At 47.8% G+C, this 19847-nt stretch carries 26 protein-coding genes and 1 tRNA gene; all 27 read left to right on the top strand.

Annotated elements, in window-relative coordinates; translation table 11 throughout:
• Positions 1-18 precede the first annotated feature (18 nt).
• The 27 genes from fni (at position 19) to CF651_RS02940 (ending at position 19786) form a co-directional block, all read left to right on the top strand.
• Complete coding sequence (gene fni / locus CF651_RS03070) at positions 19-1113, top strand: type 2 isopentenyl-diphosphate Delta-isomerase (RefSeq protein WP_179232658.1); 1095 nt, start codon at positions 19-21, stop codon at positions 1111-1113.
• Positions 1114-1189: 76 nt separating this feature from the next.
• A complete protein-coding gene (locus CF651_RS03065) occupies positions 1190-1825 on the top strand; it encodes a YphA family membrane protein (protein ID WP_094013331.1) in 636 nt (211 codons plus the stop codon).
• Positions 1826-1840: 15 nt separating this feature from the next.
• Positions 1841-2755 (top strand): YIEGIA family protein, encoded by a 915-nt coding sequence (locus CF651_RS03060; protein ID WP_094013330.1) that lies wholly within the window; start codon positions 1841-1843, stop codon positions 2753-2755.
• A 1-nt stretch (position 2756) separates the two neighbouring features.
• A complete protein-coding gene (locus CF651_RS03055; RefSeq protein WP_094013329.1) occupies positions 2757-2948 on the top strand; it encodes a capping complex subunit for YIEGIA in 192 nt (63 codons plus the stop codon).
• A 117-nt stretch (positions 2949-3065) separates the two neighbouring features.
• Positions 3066-4391, top strand: a complete 1326-nt coding sequence (der, locus tag CF651_RS03050) for a ribosome biogenesis GTPase Der (protein ID WP_094013328.1) — start codon at positions 3066-3068, stop codon at positions 4389-4391.
• 18 nt (positions 4392-4409) lie between these two features.
• A complete protein-coding gene (gene plsY, locus CF651_RS03045) occupies positions 4410-5003 on the top strand; it encodes a glycerol-3-phosphate 1-O-acyltransferase PlsY (protein ID WP_179232657.1) in 594 nt (197 codons plus the stop codon).
• A gap of 16 nt (positions 5004-5019) precedes the next feature.
• Positions 5020-6063, top strand: coding sequence for an NAD(P)H-dependent glycerol-3-phosphate dehydrogenase (locus CF651_RS03040; RefSeq protein WP_094013327.1), 1044 nt, complete (start codon positions 5020-5022; stop codon positions 6061-6063).
• 111 nt (positions 6064-6174) lie between these two features.
• Complete coding sequence (locus tag CF651_RS03035) at positions 6175-6438, top strand: stage VI sporulation protein F (RefSeq protein ID WP_094013531.1); 264 nt, start codon at positions 6175-6177, stop codon at positions 6436-6438.
• A gap of 126 nt (positions 6439-6564) precedes the next feature.
• On the top strand, positions 6565-6744 hold the full coding sequence (locus CF651_RS03030; protein WP_094013326.1) for a DUF2768 family protein: 180 nt from the start codon (positions 6565-6567) through the stop codon (positions 6742-6744).
• 19 nt (positions 6745-6763) lie between these two features.
• Positions 6764-7057 (top strand): 2Fe-2S iron-sulfur cluster-binding protein, encoded by a 294-nt coding sequence (locus CF651_RS03025; protein ID WP_094013325.1) that lies wholly within the window; start codon positions 6764-6766, stop codon positions 7055-7057.
• A gap of 153 nt (positions 7058-7210) precedes the next feature.
• Positions 7211-7837 carry a nucleotidyltransferase domain-containing protein gene (locus CF651_RS03020; protein ID WP_179232656.1) on the top strand — a complete coding sequence of 209 codons (627 nt, stop codon included), beginning with the start codon at positions 7211-7213 and terminating at the stop codon, positions 7835-7837.
• Positions 7837-8178, top strand: coding sequence for a 2Fe-2S iron-sulfur cluster-binding protein (locus CF651_RS03015; protein ID WP_094013324.1), 342 nt, complete (start codon positions 7837-7839; stop codon positions 8176-8178). Before CF651_RS03020 ends, CF651_RS03015 begins: the two co-directional genes overlap by 1 nt.
• The gene (locus CF651_RS03010) at positions 8175-8909 is read left to right on the top strand and encodes a hypothetical protein (protein WP_245855648.1); all 735 of its coding nucleotides are present in this window, start codon (positions 8175-8177) and stop codon (positions 8907-8909) included. The genes CF651_RS03015 and CF651_RS03010 overlap by 4 nt, the downstream gene beginning before the upstream one ends.
• A 255-nt stretch (positions 8910-9164) precedes the next feature.
• The gene (gene spoIVA / locus CF651_RS03005) at positions 9165-10643 is read left to right on the top strand and encodes a stage IV sporulation protein A (RefSeq protein ID WP_094013323.1); all 1479 of its coding nucleotides are present in this window, start codon (positions 9165-9167) and stop codon (positions 10641-10643) included.
• A 193-nt stretch (positions 10644-10836) separates the two neighbouring features.
• The gene (locus tag CF651_RS03000) at positions 10837-11109 is read left to right on the top strand and encodes an HU family DNA-binding protein (protein WP_094013322.1); all 273 of its coding nucleotides are present in this window, start codon (positions 10837-10839) and stop codon (positions 11107-11109) included.
• A gap of 146 nt (positions 11110-11255) precedes the next feature.
• A tRNA-Pro gene (locus tag CF651_RS02995) sits at positions 11256-11332 on the top strand.
• A 193-nt stretch (positions 11333-11525) separates the two neighbouring features.
• Positions 11526-12452, top strand: coding sequence for a phosphatase PAP2 family protein (locus CF651_RS02990; RefSeq protein ID WP_245855646.1), 927 nt, complete (start codon positions 11526-11528; stop codon positions 12450-12452).
• Between the two features lie 130 nt (positions 12453-12582).
• Complete coding sequence (gene mtrB / locus CF651_RS02985; protein ID WP_094013321.1) at positions 12583-12849, top strand: trp RNA-binding attenuation protein MtrB; 267 nt, start codon at positions 12583-12585, stop codon at positions 12847-12849.
• Positions 12850-12951: 102 nt separating this feature from the next.
• Positions 12952-13479 carry a hypothetical protein gene (locus tag CF651_RS02980; RefSeq protein ID WP_094013320.1) on the top strand — a complete coding sequence of 176 codons (528 nt, stop codon included), beginning with the start codon at positions 12952-12954 and terminating at the stop codon, positions 13477-13479.
• An 88-nt stretch (positions 13480-13567) separates the two neighbouring features.
• Positions 13568-14431 (top strand): heptaprenyl diphosphate synthase component 1, encoded by an 864-nt coding sequence (locus CF651_RS02975; protein WP_094013319.1) that lies wholly within the window; start codon positions 13568-13570, stop codon positions 14429-14431.
• Positions 14432-14441: 10 nt separating this feature from the next.
• Positions 14442-15167, top strand: a complete 726-nt coding sequence (locus tag CF651_RS02970; RefSeq protein ID WP_425436184.1) for a demethylmenaquinone methyltransferase — start codon at positions 14442-14444, stop codon at positions 15165-15167.
• Positions 15168-15189: 22 nt separating this feature from the next.
• A complete protein-coding gene (locus CF651_RS02965; RefSeq protein WP_094013528.1) occupies positions 15190-16062 on the top strand; it encodes a UbiA-like polyprenyltransferase in 873 nt (290 codons plus the stop codon).
• Positions 16059-16691 (top strand): UbiX family flavin prenyltransferase, encoded by a 633-nt coding sequence (locus CF651_RS02960; protein WP_094013317.1) that lies wholly within the window; start codon positions 16059-16061, stop codon positions 16689-16691. The genes CF651_RS02965 and CF651_RS02960 overlap by 4 nt, the downstream gene beginning before the upstream one ends.
• Entirely contained in the window at positions 16651-17514 is an 864-nt protein-coding gene (locus CF651_RS02955; RefSeq protein WP_094013316.1) for a menaquinone biosynthesis protein, read from the top strand. The genes CF651_RS02960 and CF651_RS02955 overlap by 41 nt, the downstream gene beginning before the upstream one ends.
• Positions 17511-18485, top strand: coding sequence for a heptaprenyl diphosphate synthase component II (gene hepT / locus CF651_RS02950; protein ID WP_094013315.1), 975 nt, complete (start codon positions 17511-17513; stop codon positions 18483-18485). The genes CF651_RS02955 and hepT overlap by 4 nt, the downstream gene beginning before the upstream one ends.
• Positions 18486-18542: 57 nt before the next feature.
• Positions 18543-18992 (top strand): nucleoside-diphosphate kinase, encoded by a 450-nt coding sequence (gene ndk / locus CF651_RS02945; protein WP_094013314.1) that lies wholly within the window; start codon positions 18543-18545, stop codon positions 18990-18992.
• A gap of 14 nt (positions 18993-19006) precedes the next feature.
• Positions 19007-19786: a CheR family methyltransferase gene (locus tag CF651_RS02940; protein WP_094013313.1), complete on the top strand. Its 780-nt coding sequence runs from the start codon at positions 19007-19009 to the stop codon at positions 19784-19786.
• Positions 19787-19847 lie beyond the last annotated feature (61 nt).

Genomic DNA, 19847 nt, shown 5'->3' with positions numbered 1-19847 from the left:
GCGATGAAATGAGGAATCATGGTGCGAATACCTAGGAAAATGGAGCATGTTCATCATGCTCTGAATCTTGGGCAGTCCGGAGAACAAGGCTTCTCTGATATCAAGCCCGTTCCCAACTGCCTTCCTGAATCCTCAACGCGGCTCATCTCATTACAGACCATAATAGGCGGGCTCAATCTGAGCTCGCCTATTATTATTAATGCGATGACCGGAGGAGCTCACGAGACGGAGGAAATTAACCGGGATCTCGCTATTGCAGCCCGGGAAACCGGGCTAGCGATGGCGGTTGGCTCACAAATGGCTGCGATCAAAAACCCGGAGGTAGCCTCAAGCTACCGGGTCGTGAGAGAAATGAATCCGAACGGATTCGTATTTGGCAATCTGGGCAGCGAGGCTGCGGTGGAACAAGCCGAAAGAGCGGTTGAGATGCTCCGAGCCGATGCGCTTCAAATTCATTTGAATGTGATGCAGGAGCTCATCATGCCTGAGGGGGACCGTGACTTTCAAGGCATGCTGGAGAGGATCCGGCTTATTCAAGAGCATTTGAGAGTGCCTCTTATTGTAAAAGAAGTGGGCTTCGGCATGACAAGGGAAAGTATCTCGCTGCTGTGTCAGGCTGGAGTTCGCGTCATAGATGTCGGGGGCTCTGGCGGAACGAATTTTGCGGCCATAGAAAATGCACGCCGCACGTCGCCTATGGATTGGCTCAATGAATGGGGTTGTACGACAGCGGTATCCCTCATAGAAGCGACGAACGCTTTGGCGGCTTCGATAGGGAAGGGGACACCTGCTGCCATGTCGCTCATAGGCTCTGGAGGCATACAAGGAACAATGGAAGCGTGTAAAGCGTTGGCATTAGGCGCGTCGGCCGTTGGCATGGCAGGGGCTTTTCTTAGAACACTTCGTTCCAACGGAAGAGAGGCACTCATTCAACAAATTGAACGGATGCACGAAGAGCTTCGACTCGTGATGACTGCTATGGGAGCGCAGACTATTGCGGAGCTTTGGCAGCACCCTCTGGTGATTACCGGGCAGACGGCAGAATGGTGCAGTGCAAGGGGGATTTCAATCCAAACCTTTGCAAATCGAACAGGTTTGATTAAAACTACATAATCTAGCCATACTAAGAAGCGAGTAAAGCGAAAGGGAAGCTTACCTACAATTTTACGATGCTTCTTAGGTGGTGCGAATGAATTCAGGATATTTGTCATTAGTATTGATGGTTGTGACGTTGATTTTGTTCGCAAGCGGCTGGAAAGACTCCATTTCAAGAGGTATAACTAATAAGGTCATACTTCTTTTTTTTGTCTCATGGATCATTGGGATGAAATTTCCGCTTGTGTTTGCTTTCGGACAATGCAGTCCCATCATTTTGCTGCTATGCCTAGTTATTATTGGAGCGCTGTGGCGTGCGCATGGCCAAATGTATAGACTTCATTTGATATCCATCGGCATTTTATTGGGTTCCGTTACTTTTTTTATGCTGGAAGCCTTGCATCTGGTGCCTTTTCTCGTGATTATTAACCAGGATACTTCCATCGCACTTGTCGTTGCCCTTTTAGTCAGCTTTATGACACGTAATACAGCTGTCCAAATCGCTGTGGCGTCCATGGGGCTGCTGATTGGTGAAACTTATTACCGCTACCTGCATCGGGAGCACATTGGGTTTCAATTAGGCAATTTGGCATTTCAGGATCGTTGGTGGTTGACTGTTTTTTTGGCAAGGGGCATTTCACTGGTCTTAGCTGGCATTGTCACGTCTTGTAAAAAAAGCATTCAGTGGATTATTCAAGGAATTCGTCGCCGAAGCGGTGGCCGGGAATAAGAAAGGAACGAATCTATGCTGCATTGGATTATAGATCAGAAGTATACGGTCGGCATTGTATTGGGTGCCGTATTCGGAATGCTGGCTCGGCTTAGCATGCTGCGAACGGACTATCGCCAATACCCGACCTATCCTCACGGGAAAATTATACATATTTCACTCGGGGTCATTGCAGCGGCACTCGGCTCCGTAGCGGTGCCCTCTTTGCTGGATAAAAATTATACGGCGGTCACGTTTCTAACCGTTGCTGCGCAGCAATTTCGGGATGTTCGTAATATGGAGCGGCAAACCTTATCGAAAATCGATAGTATGGAGCTGGTTCCCCGAGGAGCAACATACATTGAAGGGATCGCGATGGTATTTGAAGGCCGAAACTACATGGTCATTTTCACCTCCTTCGTTACCGCCTTGTTCAGTATCATTCTCGCATGGTATTGGGGAATTGTTGCAGGGATCATTGCTATCCTGATTACAAACCACTTCAAATCGGGCAAAAGTATTCATCATATTGCGGATGTACAAACGGCAAACGTTCGGATGGACGGGCCGAACCTGTATGTGAATGATATTTATATTATGAATGTCGGTTTGGATGACACGCGTGAAATTATTCGCAAGCGGGGGATTGGTCTCATTCTCATCCCCAAAAATAAAAATTGCCGCGTGACTATCGCGAATATAGGCCAGCGGCAAGCGCTGCTTCACGATCTTTCGACCATCCTGGGCGTTTATCGTGACGAGGGTGAGCCATCCTTGCTCCCATTGGCGAAGCTGGATATGGCCGATGGCAGGCTTGCTGTGTTTCTGCTGCCTCAAGAAATGGACGTGGAGAAAGCCCGGAAGGTACTGCTGCAATCCCCTGTACTTGAAAGCGCAGTGAGGATGCCTTCTGAAGCGGATGTACAGCAAGCGGGAAAGGAAGGGGCATAACATGGGTAAAATCATGGCTGTAGTAACGGCAGATAAATCGCAGGTAGCCGGCGGGGCACCGATTTTTATCGTACAAAATGCGGAGGAGCAGCAGAAGGTCGCTTTTAAGCTGGAAAAAATTTTGGATGCGTCAGCGCATGATTTGCAGAACGGAACGATGATATTAGTTGATCATAAAGGCTCGCCGGAATAATAGGATGCAGCGCCATTCCATTGATTTCACAGCAGGCAAATGCTATGATGTAAGTTGTGTAATTTTTCAAGTTGTCGGTATGTGCGGTTTGTGCAGCCAGGAAGGGAATGAAGTCTAGTGGCAAGACCCGTTGTTGCTATTGTCGGTCGTCCGAATGTGGGGAAATCAACGATTTTCAACCGTATTATCGGAGACAGACTTGCGATTGTAGAAGATATGCCCGGTGTGACCCGGGACCGTTTGTATGGAGTAGGAGAATGGCTCGATCACCAATTCAGCGTGATTGATACCGGAGGGATTGAAATCGATGGAGAAGACGAGATTCTCAAATCGGTGCGCGTACAGGCCGAGCTTGCCATCGAGGAATCGGATGTAATTATTTTTATGGTGGACGGGAAAGCGGGGATCACCCCTAATGATTCGGAAGTAGCCGAGCTGCTGTTCCGCTCCAAGAAGCCTGTTGTTTTGGCCGTAAACAAAATTGATAATATCCAGCGTCAGGACGATATTTACGAATTTTACAGCTTAGGCTTCGGCACGCCATTTGGTATTTCAGGCTCGCACGGAACGGGTCTGGGCGATTTGCTGGATGAGGTAGTTCAGCATTTTCCGGACACCAAGGACGATGAGTATGGCGAAGAAGTAATTCGTGTTGCGCTCATCGGACGACCGAACGTAGGGAAATCATCCTTGGTGAATGCCATTCTAGGCGAAGAACGCGTTATTGTAAGTAACGTAGCGGGTACGACAAGGGACGCCATCGATACACCTTTTGAGAAAGACGATCAGAAGTATGTCATTATCGACACAGCAGGGATGCGTAAACGCGGTAAAGTATACGAAAATACGGAGAAGTACAGCGTGATGCGGGCTCTCAAAGCGATAGAACGCGCCGATGTGGTTCTGGTGTTGATCAATGGGGAAGAGGGCATTATCGAGCAGGATAAGCATATTGCAGGCTATGCGCATGATGCAGGGAAAGCGGCCATTTTTGTTGTAAATAAGTGGGATATCGTAGATAAGGACGATAAAACCATGCAGCAGTTTACACAAAAAATTCGCGATCATTTCTTGTTCATGACCTACGCACCGATCGTGTACCTTTCCGCATTAACGAAATCAAGGCTCCACAAGCTGCTTCCGGTCGTGAATCAGGTGGCCGAAGCTCATGCGATGCGTATCCAGACGCATTTATTGAACGATGTCATTTCGGATGCCGTAGCGATCAACCCGCCTCCAACGGATAAGGGAAGAAGACTGCGTATCAATTATGCTACCCAAGTATCGGTGAAGCCGCCGACAATTGTCCTTTTCGTAAACGATCCGGAGCTGATGCATTTCTCCTATGAGCGTTATTTGGAAAATAAAATTCGGGCTGCTTTCGGGTTTGAAGGAACACCCCTTCGTCTGTTTACACGCAAAAAATCTTCGGATGATGAATAATGATAGGAGAGATGACCCGTGTGGTTCGTCGTGCCCATAATCATAGGGTATTTAATAGGCTCAATCAGTTTTAGTTACTTGGCAGGGAAATTACTAAAAGGTATTGACATTCGTAATCACGGAAGCGGCAATGCCGGTGCAACCAACACCTTGCGGGTTCTTGGTAAAGGACCCGCCATTACCGTGCTTCTGCTGGATGCAGTGAAAGGCTTGGTTGCTGTTTGGATCGGCCGATGGCTGTCCGGCGGAGATGCGCTTGTTGAAACCTTATGCGGTCTAGCCGCTATTTCCGGACACAACTGGCCGATTTATTTCGGTTTCAGGGGCGGCAAAGGCATTGCGACGACAATTGGAGTCATGCTCTTCTTGGCTCCCATGCCGGTAGTGTATGCAGGTATTGTGGCGATTCTTACCATTGCATTGACCCGTTACGTATCCCTCGGATCTCTTTTACTTACTGCAATTTTACCTATTCTTATTTGGTTTATGGGGTATCCGAAGGAAGTATTCTGGTTAAGCCTGCTGCTCTTTGCATTCGCAGCATTCCGTCACAGGACCAATATTGTAAAGCTTATTAAAGGTCAGGAGAACAAAATCGGCTCCAAAAAATGATCGGGGGTGTTGAGATTTGGCCAATAAAGTATCGGTGCTGGTTGCCGGAAGCTGGGGAACGGCCATTGCCTCTGTATTGGCGGATAATGATTTGGACGTAACGCTTTGGTCACGAAATGAGCAGCAGGTTGCGGAAATCAACGGGGAGCATCGGAACCATCGTTTTTTGGCGGATGCGCTGTTATCTCCAAGAATTCGTGCCACAAGCTCAATCCAGGAGGCATTAAGCGGGAAGGATGCTGTCTTCGTCGTTGCTCCTTCTGCGGCCATGCGTGATGTAGCTGTACAAATTAGACCTTATCTTACTGAGAATACGCTTTTGGTCCATGCGACCAAAGGCTTTGAAACGGGAAGCCTGAAACGGATGTCATCCGTGCTTGCCGACGAGCTGCCCGATTACGACGCTTCCAGAATTGTCGTGCTTTCGGGACCAAGCCATGCGGAGGAGGTCATCCGGCAGTGTCCTACGACGGTGGTAGTAGCCTCAGCTTCAGAGCAGGCCGCCGATGCGGTGCAGGATCTGCTCATCAATAACTACTTCCGTGTTTATACGAATCCGGATGTCGTTGGGGTTGAGGTCGGCGGTGCTTTGAAAAATATCATTGCCCTTGGCGCCGGGCTGACAGATGGATTGGGTTACGGCGATAATGCCAAAGCCGCACTTTTGACACGGGGGCTCGCTGAGATTTCCCGGTTGGGAACGGCCATGGGCGGCAATCCCCTTACCTTCGCAGGCTTGGCAGGGATTGGTGATCTGGTTGTAACCTGCACGAGCAAGCACAGCCGCAATTGGCGGGCAGGTTATTTATTGGCGCAAGGGCATCCGCTGGAAGAAGTGTTGAAGCAGATGGGAATGGTAGTTGAGGGTGTGAAGACGACCCAAGCCGCCTATACCTTATCGCGTCAATACGATGTGACGATGCCGATAGCGGATGAATTATACCGGGTTTTGTTCGAAGGCAAATCGCCGGAGGCAGCTGTGGAGGACCTGATGGGCCGCGGGCGGACTCATGAGATTGAAGAGGTAGCCAAGCCTGTTCAAACAAAGTGGTTCGGTTAGACAACCGCCTACACGGCTTAGGGCTTCTGTTCATAAAATACCTTAGACTCATCAGCCAGTTTCTTGGCAGTTAGATGACTAAGGAGGGACAGGACAGTGACCAATAAAAACATGTCCAAGGACGTACTGAACGTCGTTAAGAAGAAAACCGGTAAAAGCGTCAGTGAAAAGGACATATACAAGCTGGCCAGTGGCGTGAAGCCTTCCACCATGCAAAGCGATGCCCAACTGAGGCAGTTGATTAAGCAGGTTTCCGGACTCGTGAATGTTCCGGTTTCTGAATCGACGATGAATGAACTCATTCAAGCGATCAAGAGCAGCAAAATGAACGGCAACAGTATGGAACAGCTTATGAAAATGATCAGTAAAAAGTAACAGTTTCATGGCACAGGCAGCCATACGGCGCGCTTGTGCTTTTTTTGTGCTATAATAGCTTAGAATATTTTGGGGATCGAAGAATGACCTTACATAAGTAAGGCGCTTCATTAGGGAGGTCGTTACATGTCACCGATGGATAAAATGTGGGCGTCGTTTATTGCGATCGGACTTATGGTGCTTGCATCTTTCCTGATTAGTTTTGCGCGCAGCAAAACCAAGGGAGTGCTCCGCATCGTGCTTTCCATGGTCGCGTTTATGCTGTTTTTACCTATTCTGCTTTATATGATTGTATCTATATTGTAAACCGGGGGCGCAGGGCATCGTGATTACTATTAAAGGACGTAAAAATCAAAAGCAGGTTGAGCCGGATACAGGGCTGACACTGCTGGATTTGGCAATGAAGCATCAGGTGGATTGGGCATTTTCCTGTACGAGAGGGACCTGCGCCCGCTGCCGCTGCTTGGTCACGGAGGGTATGGAATTCCTCAATCAACCTACGGACGCGGAGCTGGACAGGCTGGAGCCGGAGGAGATCGAGCAAGGCTTTCGTTTAGCCTGTCAGGCAGCTGTGAAACAATTGGGAGTGGTAACGGTGACGCATAAGCCTTATTTTTAACCACAATAGAATTTAAAAGCTTCCGAGGTCATCGGATGTGGAAATTATATTTGGCGATAAAACCTACCGCTTAACGCGGTCGCTCACCTCGAGAGGCCTTGATAAAGGTTTTCTCATTAAGGGTATGCTTTGCCTGGAAAAGGGGTTTCTGGTATGGAGATGATGGACAAGCTTATAGAAGCGCTGGCGACGATCCGGCGGCGGCTTGAACCGCTTGGTGTCCCCTGGTTGGTTGGTGGCAGCACGGGCCTGCTTCTGCAGGGAGTACCGCTTGATGCAGCGCCCAGAGATTTGGATATTTACGCTGATGATGAAGGGGCAAAGGTGATTCATGCCGCTCTAGCCGCTTATTCGATAGATGAGCAGACAGAGGATCGCTCCGGCTTGTATCGTTCTGTCTTAAGCCATTATGTAATTCATGATGTGAAAGTAGAGCTTGTGGGCGGTTTCGAGGTGAAGGCTTACGGCTGCTTCTACAAGGTGGAGGCGGCTTATTTGTTTCATCATTACGCAGGTTTACCTCATGGCACCGATTATTCATTAGACACAGTAAGGCTGATGCCTCTGGAGCATGAGCTTGTATTTAACGTATTAAGAAATAGGCCTGACCGTTATGAGAGTATTGCACAGGTGATCCAAGCGCGAAATCAGGAGCCGGGCCTGACCGGAGTCTTGGAAGAACTGTTGATTCGTCATTGCTGGACTGAGGAAATGGATGCCAGGCTAAGAGAACTTGTTGCGGGGAATGGGCCGGTCGGCAGGAAAGGAGTCGCCGAATGATGGGGGCAAGAGTGACCTTCGTGCCTGACGGCAAATCGATTGAAGTGAGACCGGGAACAACCATCCTGGATGCATCCCGCAAGGTGCGGGTTCAAATTCGTACGAGATGCGGAGGCAAAGCCGCATGTTTAATGTGCAAAGTGCGTGTGGCGGATCCAGCCGGGCTTGCACCGATGAACCAGAATGAACGGCTAAAGCTTGGCGGGCTGGAGGAACAAGGATACCGGCTTGCTTGCCAAGCCAAGGTTGTCGGTCATGTTATTGCGGAGCTGCCCGAAGACCCGCTGAAGGCGGCGGTAAGAAAGCAGCTGGAAAGACAGCAGGAGGAGGAAGGGATTTGAAGGGATGGAAAAAAGCAAGTGCAGCCTGGATGCTTCTATTGTTGTGTGTCCTAAGTGCAGGCTGCATGTATCCGAATGAAATGCGAAAAGAAAATCAGGTCGCTACAGGTGAATATGTTGTCGTCGTTCAAAACGCAGTGGATCAGTACCATGCCAAAACCGGTGTGCTCCCCATCAAAAACAGTGAGGAAACAACTCCTCTTTATGAGAAATACCCCATTGACTTCAAAAAGATGAAGGAGCGCGGCGTACTGAGCAATGTGCCGGCCAATGCGTTTGAAAACGGCGGCAGCGCCATGTACGTGCTTGTGGATGCTGAAACGAAGCCGACTGTAAAAATGATGGATCTGGCCTCTTTTCAGCTTACAGTAGAAGTGCAAAAGCTGGTCGACGAGTTTCGTTCCAAAAATTTCGGAAAACTTCCGTTAGGAGAGCAAATCGCGCCTTCTTATTATCGGGTCGATTTTGCCAAAATGAACAAAAAGGCTGTGCAGGCGCAAAGTATGTATACAAGGAATGTGATGCTTCCTTTCTTCATGGACGAGAATGGACAAGTATCGATAGATTACACGGAAGAGCTCATGCGACTAATTGATAAAAAATCGCTTCAAAGCGGGCTCAACGCCACGCAGGATCTAAGAGAGCTGTTAGTAAAGGAATCGTTTTTCGTTCCGGCCCGGACGGTGGCCTATCACTGGATTAACGGACAGCCTACACCTTCGCTGAAGTGAGAATGGAACCTCTATCAACCTGAAATAAAAGGGAGATAGAGGTTTTTTTATTTTGCAAAGAATAACCCCTCCTCTTGGTTCATATATTCTCATAGAGATGAACCTGTGGCGCGAGATGCCGCGATAAGCTAAGGAGTGATTCATAAATAAAAGACAATATTTCATCATAATTCGTCTGCTAGTACATATATTTTTACTAGTCCAGAAAGCATGGGTACGAGTTTCGTCTTAAACAACCTGTAGGAGGGATTCTCATTGGAAAAAGTGGATATCTTTAAGGACATTGCAGAGCGTACTGGCGGGGATATTTACCTGGGGGTCGTTGGAGCGGTCCGTACTGGGAAATCAACGTTCATCAAGCGCTTTATGGAGTCTATCGTGTTGCCTAACATTCAGAACGAATCAGATCGAATCCGGGCGACGGATGAACTGCCGCAAAGCGCTGCGGGCCGCACCATTATGACGACAGAGCCGAAATTCGTACCGAACAATGCAGTGCAGCTGCATGTGGCTGAAGGACTGAATGTCAATGTACGTCTGGTGGATTGTGTAGGCTACGTGGTGGAAGGCGCGAAGGGCTATGAGGATGAGAACGGCCCGCGCATGATTAACACCCCTTGGTTTGATGAAGCCATTCCGTTCCAGGAAGCGGCCGAGATTGGTACTCGCAAAGTGATTCAAGAGCACGCCACGCTCGGTGTCGTAATTACAACGGACGGTTCGATCGCTGAAATTCCGCGTTCATCCTATGTTGATGCAGAGGCAAGAATCATTAACGAGCTCAAAGAGGTCGGCAAGCCGTTTATCGTCATCGTTAACTCTACCAAGCCGAATGGGGAAATCGCCCAGGAGCTTCGCAGTCAGCTGCAGGCACAGCATGATATTCCTGTTGTAGCTATGAGCGTGGCCAATATGAATGAAGATGATATGACTTCCGTGCTTCGTGAGGTATTGTATGAATTCCCTGTCCATGAAGTGAACGTGAACTTGCCAAGCTGGGTGATGGTGCTTGAGGAAAATCACTGGCTTCGCTCCCACTTCGAAAATTCCGTACGCGAAACGGTTCAGGACATTCGCAGACTTCGGGATGTGGACCGTGTCGTGGCTCAATTCGAGGAATATGACTTTATTGATAAAGCAGCCTTAGCGGGTATGAACATGGGGCAGGGCGTTGCAGAAATCGATTTGTATGCTCCAGATGAGTTGTATGACCGGATTTTGATGGAAGTCGTTGGCGTGGAGATTCGCGGCAAGGATCACTTGCTCCAGCTGATGCAGGACTTCAGCCATGCCAAACGCGAATATGACCATTTTGCCGAAGCGCTGGAGATGGTGAAGACGACGGGCTATGGAATCGCACCTCCTACGCTTGCGGATATGGCTCTGGAGGAGCCGGAGCTTATCCGTCAAGGCTCCCGCTTTGGCGTGAGATTGAAGGCCACAGCACCGTCCATACACATGATACGTGTCGATGTGGAATCGGAGTTTTCGCCGATCATCGGTACGGAGAAGCAGAGCGAGGAGCTTGTCCGCTACTTGATGCAGGATTTCGAGGACAACCCGCTCAAAATGTGGGAGTCGGATATATTCGGAAGATCCTTACATTCCATCGTTCGCGAAGGCATTCAGGGCAAGCTTGCCATGATGCCGGACAATGCAAGATACAAGCTGCAGGAAACGCTCGGCCGGATTATCAATGAAGGCTCCGGCGGTCTCATTGCTATTATTCTGTAATACACGTCACAATAACCCCTTAAAATGCACTCCATCGGGTGCATTTTTTTGTTTTTACTTGAAAAAGTGGCACTGGTGTATTACTATAAACTTGATTTGTTCGGTTTTGCACTAGGCTTATGTATAATTTAGAACATTTCCGTTAACAAAGAGAGTAACGAGATAGCAATTTCTTTGGGGGGAGGTGAATGGCATGAATAAATCTGAATTGATTAACAAAGTGGCAGAAACAAGCGAGCTTTCCAAGAAGGACGCAACGAAAGCGGTTGAAGCTGTTTTCGAAGCGATCTCTGAAGCTTTGCAAGGTGGAGATAAAGTACAACTGGTTGGATTCGGAAACTTTGAAGTTCGTGAACGTTCCGCTCGTAAAGGACGTAACCCGCAAACTGGCGAAGAAATCGAAATCCCTTCCAGCAAAATCCCTGCTTTCAAACCAGGGAAAGCATTGAGAGACGGAATTCAATAATAGCAGCTTTTCTACATAACATGAACTGTTATACTTGAGTCGAACTACACCCGAGCCTCCTGAGGTTCCGGGTGTTTTTTATGAGCATAGACTCTTTACAAGAAACGGCTTCCAATTTATAATATGAATTGTTCGTAAATACGAATCGGGGTATGGCGCAGCCCGGTAGCGCGCACCCTTGGGGTGGGTGAGGTCGCACGTTCGAATCGTGTTACTCCGACCATGGAAGAGACATCGTTCAAGCGGTGTCTTTTTCTTTTGTATCCTCTGCTTACCAAAGGTCAATTCATGATTTTGCAGTGGCATTCCATGCACACAAATGTTAAAATTTTATGAAGCCATACGCCTTTTTTTTTGTTATACTGAGTTGACGATGATTTAAACGGTTTGACACCTTATGAGGGGGATTAACTAGAGTGAGAGAGAAAACAAAATTATGGCTGCAGTCTAACGATTGGACGATGTATGGAATAATCGTTTCGATCTTTTTAATTTGGCGCATCGGTGTTGCCGGAGGCTGGAGTTCCGCGTGCTGGGTATTATTATTGGTCTGTTTGTTAGGTGTCCGTAAAGATCAAATAGATGTGGATTGGAAACGTTTTTTTGTATTTGGTATTCCTATGCTTGGGGTATTTTATTATTTCTACGGTACAGGGAACGGTTTTTGGTGGAAAATTGCGAACTGGATGTTTGAAAATAACCGTCATCCGTGGACCTGGGATAACGCAATGAATAGCATTCCGCTCAATAACGCAGCCTGGGCGAGAGCTTTTAATACGCCTGCTCTTGATAAAGCATTCGTGTGGATCTACAATTACGGGTTCGTATTGTCACTATGGATTTGCATCGTTCGCAGCTTCTGGACAAAAAGCATGAAGAAAATGCTATCTTACGCTCTTTCCGGCCATTTGATGCAATTTCCTTTGATTTTGCCGTTTTATAATTTGATTTTGCTTCGTGAGGTATGGTGGGTGAAAGGCCAGCCGGACCTGCTGGGGCGTAATTTCGCTACGGAGAATGAAATGCTTGTCAACGTGATGAACTGCTTCCCAAGCATGCACACTTCGATCTCGTTTGCGATGCTGCTGCTGGCCTTGCGTGAAAAGGACCGCATTTTCAAATACATGATGGTTACTTATTGCGCATCCATTATTTTCTCCACCATGTATTTGCAAATCCACTGGGTGCTCGATGTGTTTGCCGGTATGGCGTTTGCCTATGGTACAGTGAAGCTGGCTGATCTGGTTATCAACTACGGCTCCAGGCTGCTGCCAAGCTGGTTCAAATCTTTTTATGAGGGCAAAAAAGATACTAAATATGCTACGGATACAATGGCTGCCTAAGAAGGCGGCCATTTTTCTTGGTAAATCGGTCAGGTAAAGTGCAGTGCCGAGAGGCTGGCCTGTTGACATTCCTTTTGTTTTTTTGCATCATAACTAATAAGTGACATTGGGACAGGAAGGAAGAGACACTATGGATGCTAACAAGCAAAATCAGGGCCAGAACGCAAACCAGGGACAAAACCAGAATCAAGGCGACTATTTTGTTATTAAAGCCAAGGAAAACGGGGTTCATGTTATCGGCATGACACGCGGGCAGGATACCCGGTTTCATCATACGGAAAAGCTGGACAAGAACGAAGTGATGATCGCCCAGTTCACAGCGCATACATCAGCCGTTAAAATTCGTGGCAAGGCTGTAGTCATGACGAAATACGGCGTGATCAATACAGAGGAATAATTTCTCAATCCGAGCAGGCATAGCCTGCTTTTTTTCGTTGTACAATGATAGAAGAGGGATTTTCGGTCAAGCATTCACCCTCGTGAAGGAGGAAGTTGTCCGATGAAATGGGTTGCCCGTCTTCTGTTAACCACTTTGCTGTCGGTTGTGCTCATCGTTGCGCTTTCCTTGCTGCCGCAGCTGGAGCGTATGGGAAGCTCATCGGTATTTCGTGCTGTTCAAGCACAACCGGTCACGGAAACCAATATTGTCGATGTGATGAGCAAAACGCAGCTGCACCTTCGAATCCGTAAAGTCGAGGTCAGTCATGCGATCATTTCCGTTGATTTGCTTGCCTCGCCTTCCAGCGGCAAGAAGGAAATTGTACAGGATTTGTATGAGCTGCCGCGCAGCTTGTTTCAACGTTCAACCAATGTCAATCAAGTGCTTGTGAGGGTGATGGATAGCTCCAAGGACAGCGGAAGGGCCGCTTCGCTGCTGATCGCAACGGATGCAAGAAGAGAGAAGTGGCTGCCCAGTGACAACCAGCCTTCCACGCAGAGTGAGGACGAAATGGAGGCCTATCTTCAGTCACACTTTCGGATGACCTACACCTCTAAATGGCAGGAACGTTATGAGATAAAAAGTTGAAACATCTATTATGCTTCATTCGTCCGATTGTGCTATAATAATTTGGATGGAGATATCGTGATTCTTTGTATGGGTTCGGAGGCTAACTATGAATTCTTATCGGATACCGGAAATGGCTCAAAAATATATGGAATATGACATGATTACCAAGCATACGGATCTGCCCCATTTTCCAGATTACAGAGCGCGGCTGTTATATGCCTTTCTAAGCAAGCACAGTACGTTTTCTAATTACAGCGAGCTGTTTACCCTTGTGACCACACTCGTTCAAATGGGACTCGACACCCATGATATGGTCAGCATTAACAATAATGTCAAAGAGATGAGGGCCTCTCGTTCAAGACAGCTCAAAGTGTTGGCAGGGGATTATTTCAGCGGCAGATTTTACTATTTACTCTCACATGCAGGGCATATACAATTGATCGGGATTATTTCAAATGCAATTTGTGAAGCCAACCGGTTGAAGATGAACCTGTACCAGCTGATGAAGCAGCTGAAGATGTCGGCGGACGACTACATAAAGCAAACGGTAGAAGTCAAAACGCAGCTTTTTATGGCTTTCGCCGGGTTTATGGAGGAATCCGTGCATGGCGTATGGCCGGAGATACTTCGGCTGTTTACACAGTGCGAGGTACTGATGCAAGAAATTAACAGAAGTGAAACGGCACAGCAATACAGAGACGGCTGGGGGTACTGGCATATTATGCAGCAAGCCTCCAAGGAAGAGAAAAAGCATCTCCAGGCGGAGGAAACAGACCCGTCCAAGCTAAGATCCATTTGGCTAAAATACAAAATTACACCACAGCTTTATCAGATGCTGAATGCAAGTATGAAGCAGCTGCAGGACAAGCTGCAGACGCTGGATTCGAAGGAATTGGGCAAGGAGCTTCTGCAAATTGGAGAACCGTTTATGCGCTACCTCTCGACACCTAAAGCGATGGAAGAAATATGAGGTGAACCCTGTGCAATCGAAAACGAAATCCAAAGAAGAGTTTGTACATTCGGTGTTTGAAAGCATAGCACCCAAATACGATTTGATGAATGACATCTTGAGTTTCCGCAGACATAAGGCTTGGAGAAACTTCACGATGAAGAAAATGCAGGTGAAACCGGGCAGTACGGCTATCGATTTGTGCTGCGGCACCTGTGACTGGACAATCAGTCTTGCAAAAGCAAGCGGTACCGGAGCGATGGTTGGTTTGGACTTCAGCCAACACATGCTCGAATATGGTGCTGTAAAGATTCATGAAGAGGGACTGGACCGACAAATTAAGCTGGTACAGGGCAATGCCATGCAGCTTCCCTACGAAGATAATACATTTGATTACGCTACAATCGGCTTCGCCCTTCGCAATGTACCGGATCTGGTGCAAGTAATCAAGGAGATGCAGAGGGTTGTCAAGCCTGGAGGGATGGTTGTATCCTTGGAACTGTCCAAACCAACCTGGCAGCCGTTTAAAGGCCTTTATTATTTTTATTTTCAAAACATTTTACCGCTAATGGGCAAACTGATTGCCAAACGTTATGAGCAGTACAGATGGCTGCCGGAATCGTTAATCCATTTTCCTGATCATAAGCAACTGGCCGACATTTTCAGAAATACAGGGTTGACCCATGTTCAAGCTTATCCGCTTACCGGAGGCATCGCAGCACTTCATATCGGCATCAAGAAGCAGGAAGCGGAATAGGAATGGGAGTGGGAGAGCAATGCTGTTGAAGAAAATGAAGATTTTTTTGGAAATGATCAAGGTGGAGCATACGTTATTTGCATTACCCTTCGCTTTTATGGGGGCGCTGCTCGGCTCGATGGTCATATTCCATAAGCTTCCCAGCTGGGGGCAGATCGGCTGGATTATTATGGCGATGGTAGGAGCCCGAAGTGCAGCAATGGGGCTGAACCGGGTTATTGATAAGGTGATTGATGCCAAAAATCCCCGCACAGCGATGAGAGCTATACCTGCGGGCCTGATTTCATCCAAAGAAGCCATCATATTTATTGTGATTTCCTTCACATTATTGTTTTGGGCGGCATCCAACTTAAGCGCGTTAGCTGTGAAACTGCTTCCGATAGCAGTCTTTTTTCTCGTTTTTTACTCCTATACGAAGCGCTTTACTTGGGCATGTCACATTATACTCGGGCTGACCATCGGTCTGGCACCGCTTGGCGGATGGGTGGCGGTAACGAACAGCATTACATTGCCCGCTATAGTATTCTATATTGCCATAGCTTTTTGGACCGCAGGCTTCGATATCATTTATGCTACGCAGGATGTGGACTTTGACCGTAAGGAAGGGTTACATTCCATTCCAAGCCGTTTCGGCGTGAACGGGGCACTTCGATTAGCCCGTTGGTTTCACACAATTACCGCTATCGGTTTCTTGACGTTGTTTTATTTGACCGATTTAAGCTGGCTCTATCTGACAGGTGTTATCATTGCGTTAGGACTGCTGTTCTATGAGCATAAAATTGTGAATCCGAAGGATTTGACGCGAGTCAATACAGCCTTCTTTACTTTGAACAGTACGCTTAGTATCGCGGTGTTTGTATTTACGCTGATTGATTTGGTGGTGCTGCACAAATGAGCAAGCCATGGGTTATCGGAATTACCGGCGCGAGCGGGGCGGCTTATGGAGTTCGACTTTGCCGCTTCTTGCTTTCTCAAGGTCTCCATATCCATTTGTTGGTTACGGATGCAGGCTGGCGGGTGCTGAAAGAGGAGCTGGGATGGGACGCAAGCCGAAGGAAAGAGACGCTTGAAGCCAACCTTGGAGGACAACCCGGTACGTTCGAATATCATCCGATTCAAGATATCGGCGCAAGTACGGCAAGCGGTTCATTTCGTACCGGCGGCATGGTCATTATCCCCTGTTCAATGGGTACTTTATCCGGGATTGCGAACGGTGCTTCGGATAATTTGCTGGAGCGCACCGCGGATGTCATGCTGAAGGAAGGCAGGCCTTTGCTGCTTGTTCCGAGAGAAACGCCCTTGCATGCGATCCACCTGGAGAACATGCTGAAGCTGGCCAGGATGGGTGTCCGTATCATTCCGGCTATGCCTGCCTTTTACCAAGGACCTCAGACGTTGGAGGATATCGTTGATTTTATGGTCGGCAAAGTATTGGACATGATGCAGATCGAGCATCAATTGTACAAAAGATGGGGGATGCCCGATGAGCAGCTTGGACAGAGCGATTCGCATCGGCCGGATTGATTTTACGAATGTGTGGCCGTTGTTTTATTATTTTCCTATGAGCCGGTTTGAGGGTGAACTGGAGGTTATAACTCAAGTTCCGACGCAGCTGAACGCTGCAATGGCTCGCGGAAAGATTGATATCGGTCCTATCTCTTCATTTGCGTATGGCGAACATTTCGAGCAATATATGCTGTTTCCCGATTTATCGGTCAGTGCTTTCGATCAAGTTCAATCGATTCTATTGTTTCATCGAAAACCGCTGGATCAGCTTGGTGATGCGACGATAGCGTTGCCTACAACCTCTGCTACTTCCGTCAATCTGCTCAAGATCATTCTGGAAAAGTTCTACAACGTTCGACCCTCGTACCATGATGCGGCACCGGTGCTGATAGATATGATGAGTTCTTCAGATGCAGCCTTGCTTATTGGGGATCATGCGATACGGGAAAGCTGGACAGAGCATGGATGGATGGTCACGGATCTTGCTCATGAATGGACCAAGCAAACAGGGCAGTGGATATCCTTTGCGGTTTGTGCCATTCGGAAGCAGCTTGTTGAAGAACAGCCGGACCGGGTACACCGTATTTACAATGCCTTTATCGAAAGTAAACAGAAATCGCTAAAAGACGTCGGCTCCCTTGTTCATGACGCACAACAATTGCTTGGTGGAACCAAACAATATTGGGAACGATATTTTTCAACCTTAGTCTACGAATTCGGGCCAGAGCAGTGGGCGGGTCTGAAGCTGTATTACCGCTATGCATGGGAGTTAGGCTTCCTGCACAAAGAAGTGCCGATACAATTATGGAAAGATAAATCTGTGACACAGGTGACGGAATGAAACTGATCGATTTGTACGCCAAATTAAAAAAAGACATCTCGTATATCGAGAAAGAGCTGGAACGCAGCATAGACAGCGACCACGCCTTGCTGCGAGAAGCATCCCTTCACTTGTTAAAAGCGGGAGGCAAGCGGATTCGGCCTGTTTTTGTGCTGCTTGGGGCTAAATTCGGTACTTATGATCTGGAAAAGATCAAGCATGTGGCGGTGCCACTGGAATTAATACATATGGCTTCATTGGTTCATGATGATGTAATTGACGACGCATTGACCCGCCGCGGGCAGCTGACGGTAAGATCGAAGTGGGATAACCGGATTGCAATGTACACGGGCGATTACATATTTGCCAAAGCACTGAGTGTTGCGACACAGCTTCCGAACCCGGCGGTGCATCAAATCTTATCTAAAGCTATCGTCGAGATGAGCATCGGAGAGATGGAGCAAATCCGATTCTTTTTTCATGCGGAGCAGACGGTTCGAGATTATTTGCTGCGCATCAAGAGGAAGACTGCGCTGCTTATTGCTATCAGCTGTCAGCTTGGAGCCATTGCGGCAGGCGCGGAAGATGCTATCGCCAGAAAGTTGTATTCCTTCGGCTACAACGTCGGAATGGCCTTTCAGGTGAGGGACGATTTGCTTGATTTGTGCGGTACGGAGAAAGAAATCGGCAAACCTCCCGGCAGCGACATTAAGCAGGGCAATATTACGATTCCGGTCATTTTCGCTTTAAGGGAACCGCATTTGCGTGAACCCGTACTCAAGGAGCTGAATCGAATCCAGGAGGCGGATGGCCAGACCGATGTAAGCTATTTTATCGAAATGATCCGGGGCAGCCGAGGAATCCAATTAGCGGAGCAGCTGGCTTCGCGCTATATTGATAAAGCGATTGCCGCATTGGACGGCGTTCCCAATATTCAGGCCAAAAAGGACCTGATCGGGGTGGCCCATTTTATCGGTAACCGATCCTACTAAAGACTGTTCTGCATACGAATGGTGTGATATATTTACCTTCAAAGGGGGAATGAAAAGATGAATAAGGAGCGTACCTTTCTGATGGTCAAGCCTGACGGAGTTCAACGGGGGCTGATCGGAGAAATTGTTAAACGTTTTGAACAAAAAGGATTCCAGCTTGTCGGTGCAAAGCTTTTGCAATTGTCCAGAGAGCAGGCAGAGCTTCATTACGGGGAGCATCTCGGTAAAGATTTTTTTGAAAGACTCGTAAATTTCATTACTTCAGGACCTGTTTTTGCCATGGTTTGGGAAGGGGACGAGGTGATTGCTTTATCCAGAGCCATGATTGGAAAAACGAGTGCCCTGGATGCAGCACCGGGAACGATTCGCAGCGATTTTGCGGTACATACGAATTTCAACCTGATTCACGGCTCGGATTCACCTGAAAGTGCACGTCGTGAAATTGCTAATTTTTTCAGTGACCAGGAATTGGTTTCCTATACAAAGGTGATTCAACAGTGGATTTAAGGCGGGGATAATGCATGGAGGATCAGGATTTTCTGCTTTTTATCAAAAAGGTGAAGGATTACACATCCATTGACCTGGCGCAGTATAAAGAAGCTCAAATGAAGCGCCGTTTAACGACGTTACGGACCAAAAAAGGCTACGATACTTTTGTTGCTTTTTTCGAGGCGATGACCAAGGATAAGAACTTATTTTATGAATTTCTAGACCGGATGACGATAAACGTTTCTGAATTTTGGCGGAACCCGAATCGGTGGGAAGTGTTGGAGAAACATTTTCTCCCTCAAATGCTCCGCAATAACCGCAGGTTAAAGGTATGGAGTGCAGCTTGCTCAACAGGGGAGGAGCCGTATACATTGGCTATGATCCTCGCGGAGCTAAAGGCGCTGCAGGATACCCATTTACTTGCGACGGATATTGACGACGGTGCGCTGGGGAAGGCGAAGACGGGAATTTATTCCGACCGTTCTGTCAGAGATGTACCTGCACTTTATTTGAAAAAATATTATAAGCAGGAAAATTTAACCTTTCATATTGCAGATGAGCTTAAACGGTCGATCCGGTTTCAAAAGCAAAATTTGCTGACGGATACGTTCGATACGCAGTTTGATCTAATCATTTGCCGCAATGTCATGATCTATTTCACAGAAGAGGCCAAGCATCTGCTGTATCAAAAGTTTGCGAATGCGCTGAAGCCGGGCGGCATTCTGTTTGTAGGCAGCACCGAGCAAATTTTCTCCCCGGGGCAGTACCAGCTGGAGCCGGCCGAGACGTTTTTCTATATGAAAAAGGGCTGATCAGGTATAACCTTTCCCAACATTTCCAATACTAAGAGGAGTAGATGCTTAAGCACGCTTA

It is taken from the genome of Paenibacillus rigui (assembly GCF_002234615.1).
GTDB classification, from domain to species: Bacteria; Bacillota; Bacilli; order Paenibacillales; family NBRC-103111; genus Paenibacillus_S; species Paenibacillus_S rigui.
Note: the sequence above shows the minus strand (reverse complement) of the source record. Positions and strands in the feature narration are given on the sequence as shown.

Coding starts and splice junctions, on each gene's coding strand:
- fni (WP_179232658.1), top strand. CDS start 19: ATGGTGCGAATACCTAGGAAAATGGAGCATGTTCATCATGCTCTGAAT.
- CF651_RS03065 (WP_094013331.1), top strand. CDS start 1,190: ATGAATTCAGGATATTTGTCATTAGTATTGATGGTTGTGACGTTGATT.
- CF651_RS03060 (WP_094013330.1), top strand. CDS start 1,841: ATGCTGCATTGGATTATAGATCAGAAGTATACGGTCGGCATTGTATTG.
- CF651_RS03055 (WP_094013329.1), top strand. CDS start 2,757: ATGGGTAAAATCATGGCTGTAGTAACGGCAGATAAATCGCAGGTAGCC.
- CF651_RS03035 (WP_094013531.1), top strand. CDS start 6,175: ATGTCCAAGGACGTACTGAACGTCGTTAAGAAGAAAACCGGTAAAAGC.
- CF651_RS03030 (WP_094013326.1), top strand. CDS start 6,565: ATGTCACCGATGGATAAAATGTGGGCGTCGTTTATTGCGATCGGACTT.
- CF651_RS03020 (WP_179232656.1), top strand. CDS start 7,211: ATGGAGATGATGGACAAGCTTATAGAAGCGCTGGCGACGATCCGGCGG.
- CF651_RS03015 (WP_094013324.1), top strand. CDS start 7,837: ATGGGGGCAAGAGTGACCTTCGTGCCTGACGGCAAATCGATTGAAGTG.
- CF651_RS03000 (WP_094013322.1), top strand. CDS start 10,837: ATGAATAAATCTGAATTGATTAACAAAGTGGCAGAAACAAGCGAGCTT.
- mtrB (WP_094013321.1), top strand. CDS start 12,583: ATGGATGCTAACAAGCAAAATCAGGGCCAGAACGCAAACCAGGGACAA.
- CF651_RS02980 (WP_094013320.1), top strand. CDS start 12,952: ATGAAATGGGTTGCCCGTCTTCTGTTAACCACTTTGCTGTCGGTTGTG.
- CF651_RS02975 (WP_094013319.1), top strand. CDS start 13,568: ATGAATTCTTATCGGATACCGGAAATGGCTCAAAAATATATGGAATAT.
- CF651_RS02960 (WP_094013317.1), top strand. CDS start 16,059: ATGAGCAAGCCATGGGTTATCGGAATTACCGGCGCGAGCGGGGCGGCT.
- CF651_RS02955 (WP_094013316.1), top strand. CDS start 16,651: ATGAGCAGCTTGGACAGAGCGATTCGCATCGGCCGGATTGATTTTACG.
- hepT (WP_094013315.1), top strand. CDS start 17,511: ATGAAACTGATCGATTTGTACGCCAAATTAAAAAAAGACATCTCGTAT.
- ndk (WP_094013314.1), top strand. CDS start 18,543: ATGAATAAGGAGCGTACCTTTCTGATGGTCAAGCCTGACGGAGTTCAA.
- CF651_RS02940 (WP_094013313.1), top strand. CDS start 19,007: ATGGAGGATCAGGATTTTCTGCTTTTTATCAAAAAGGTGAAGGATTAC.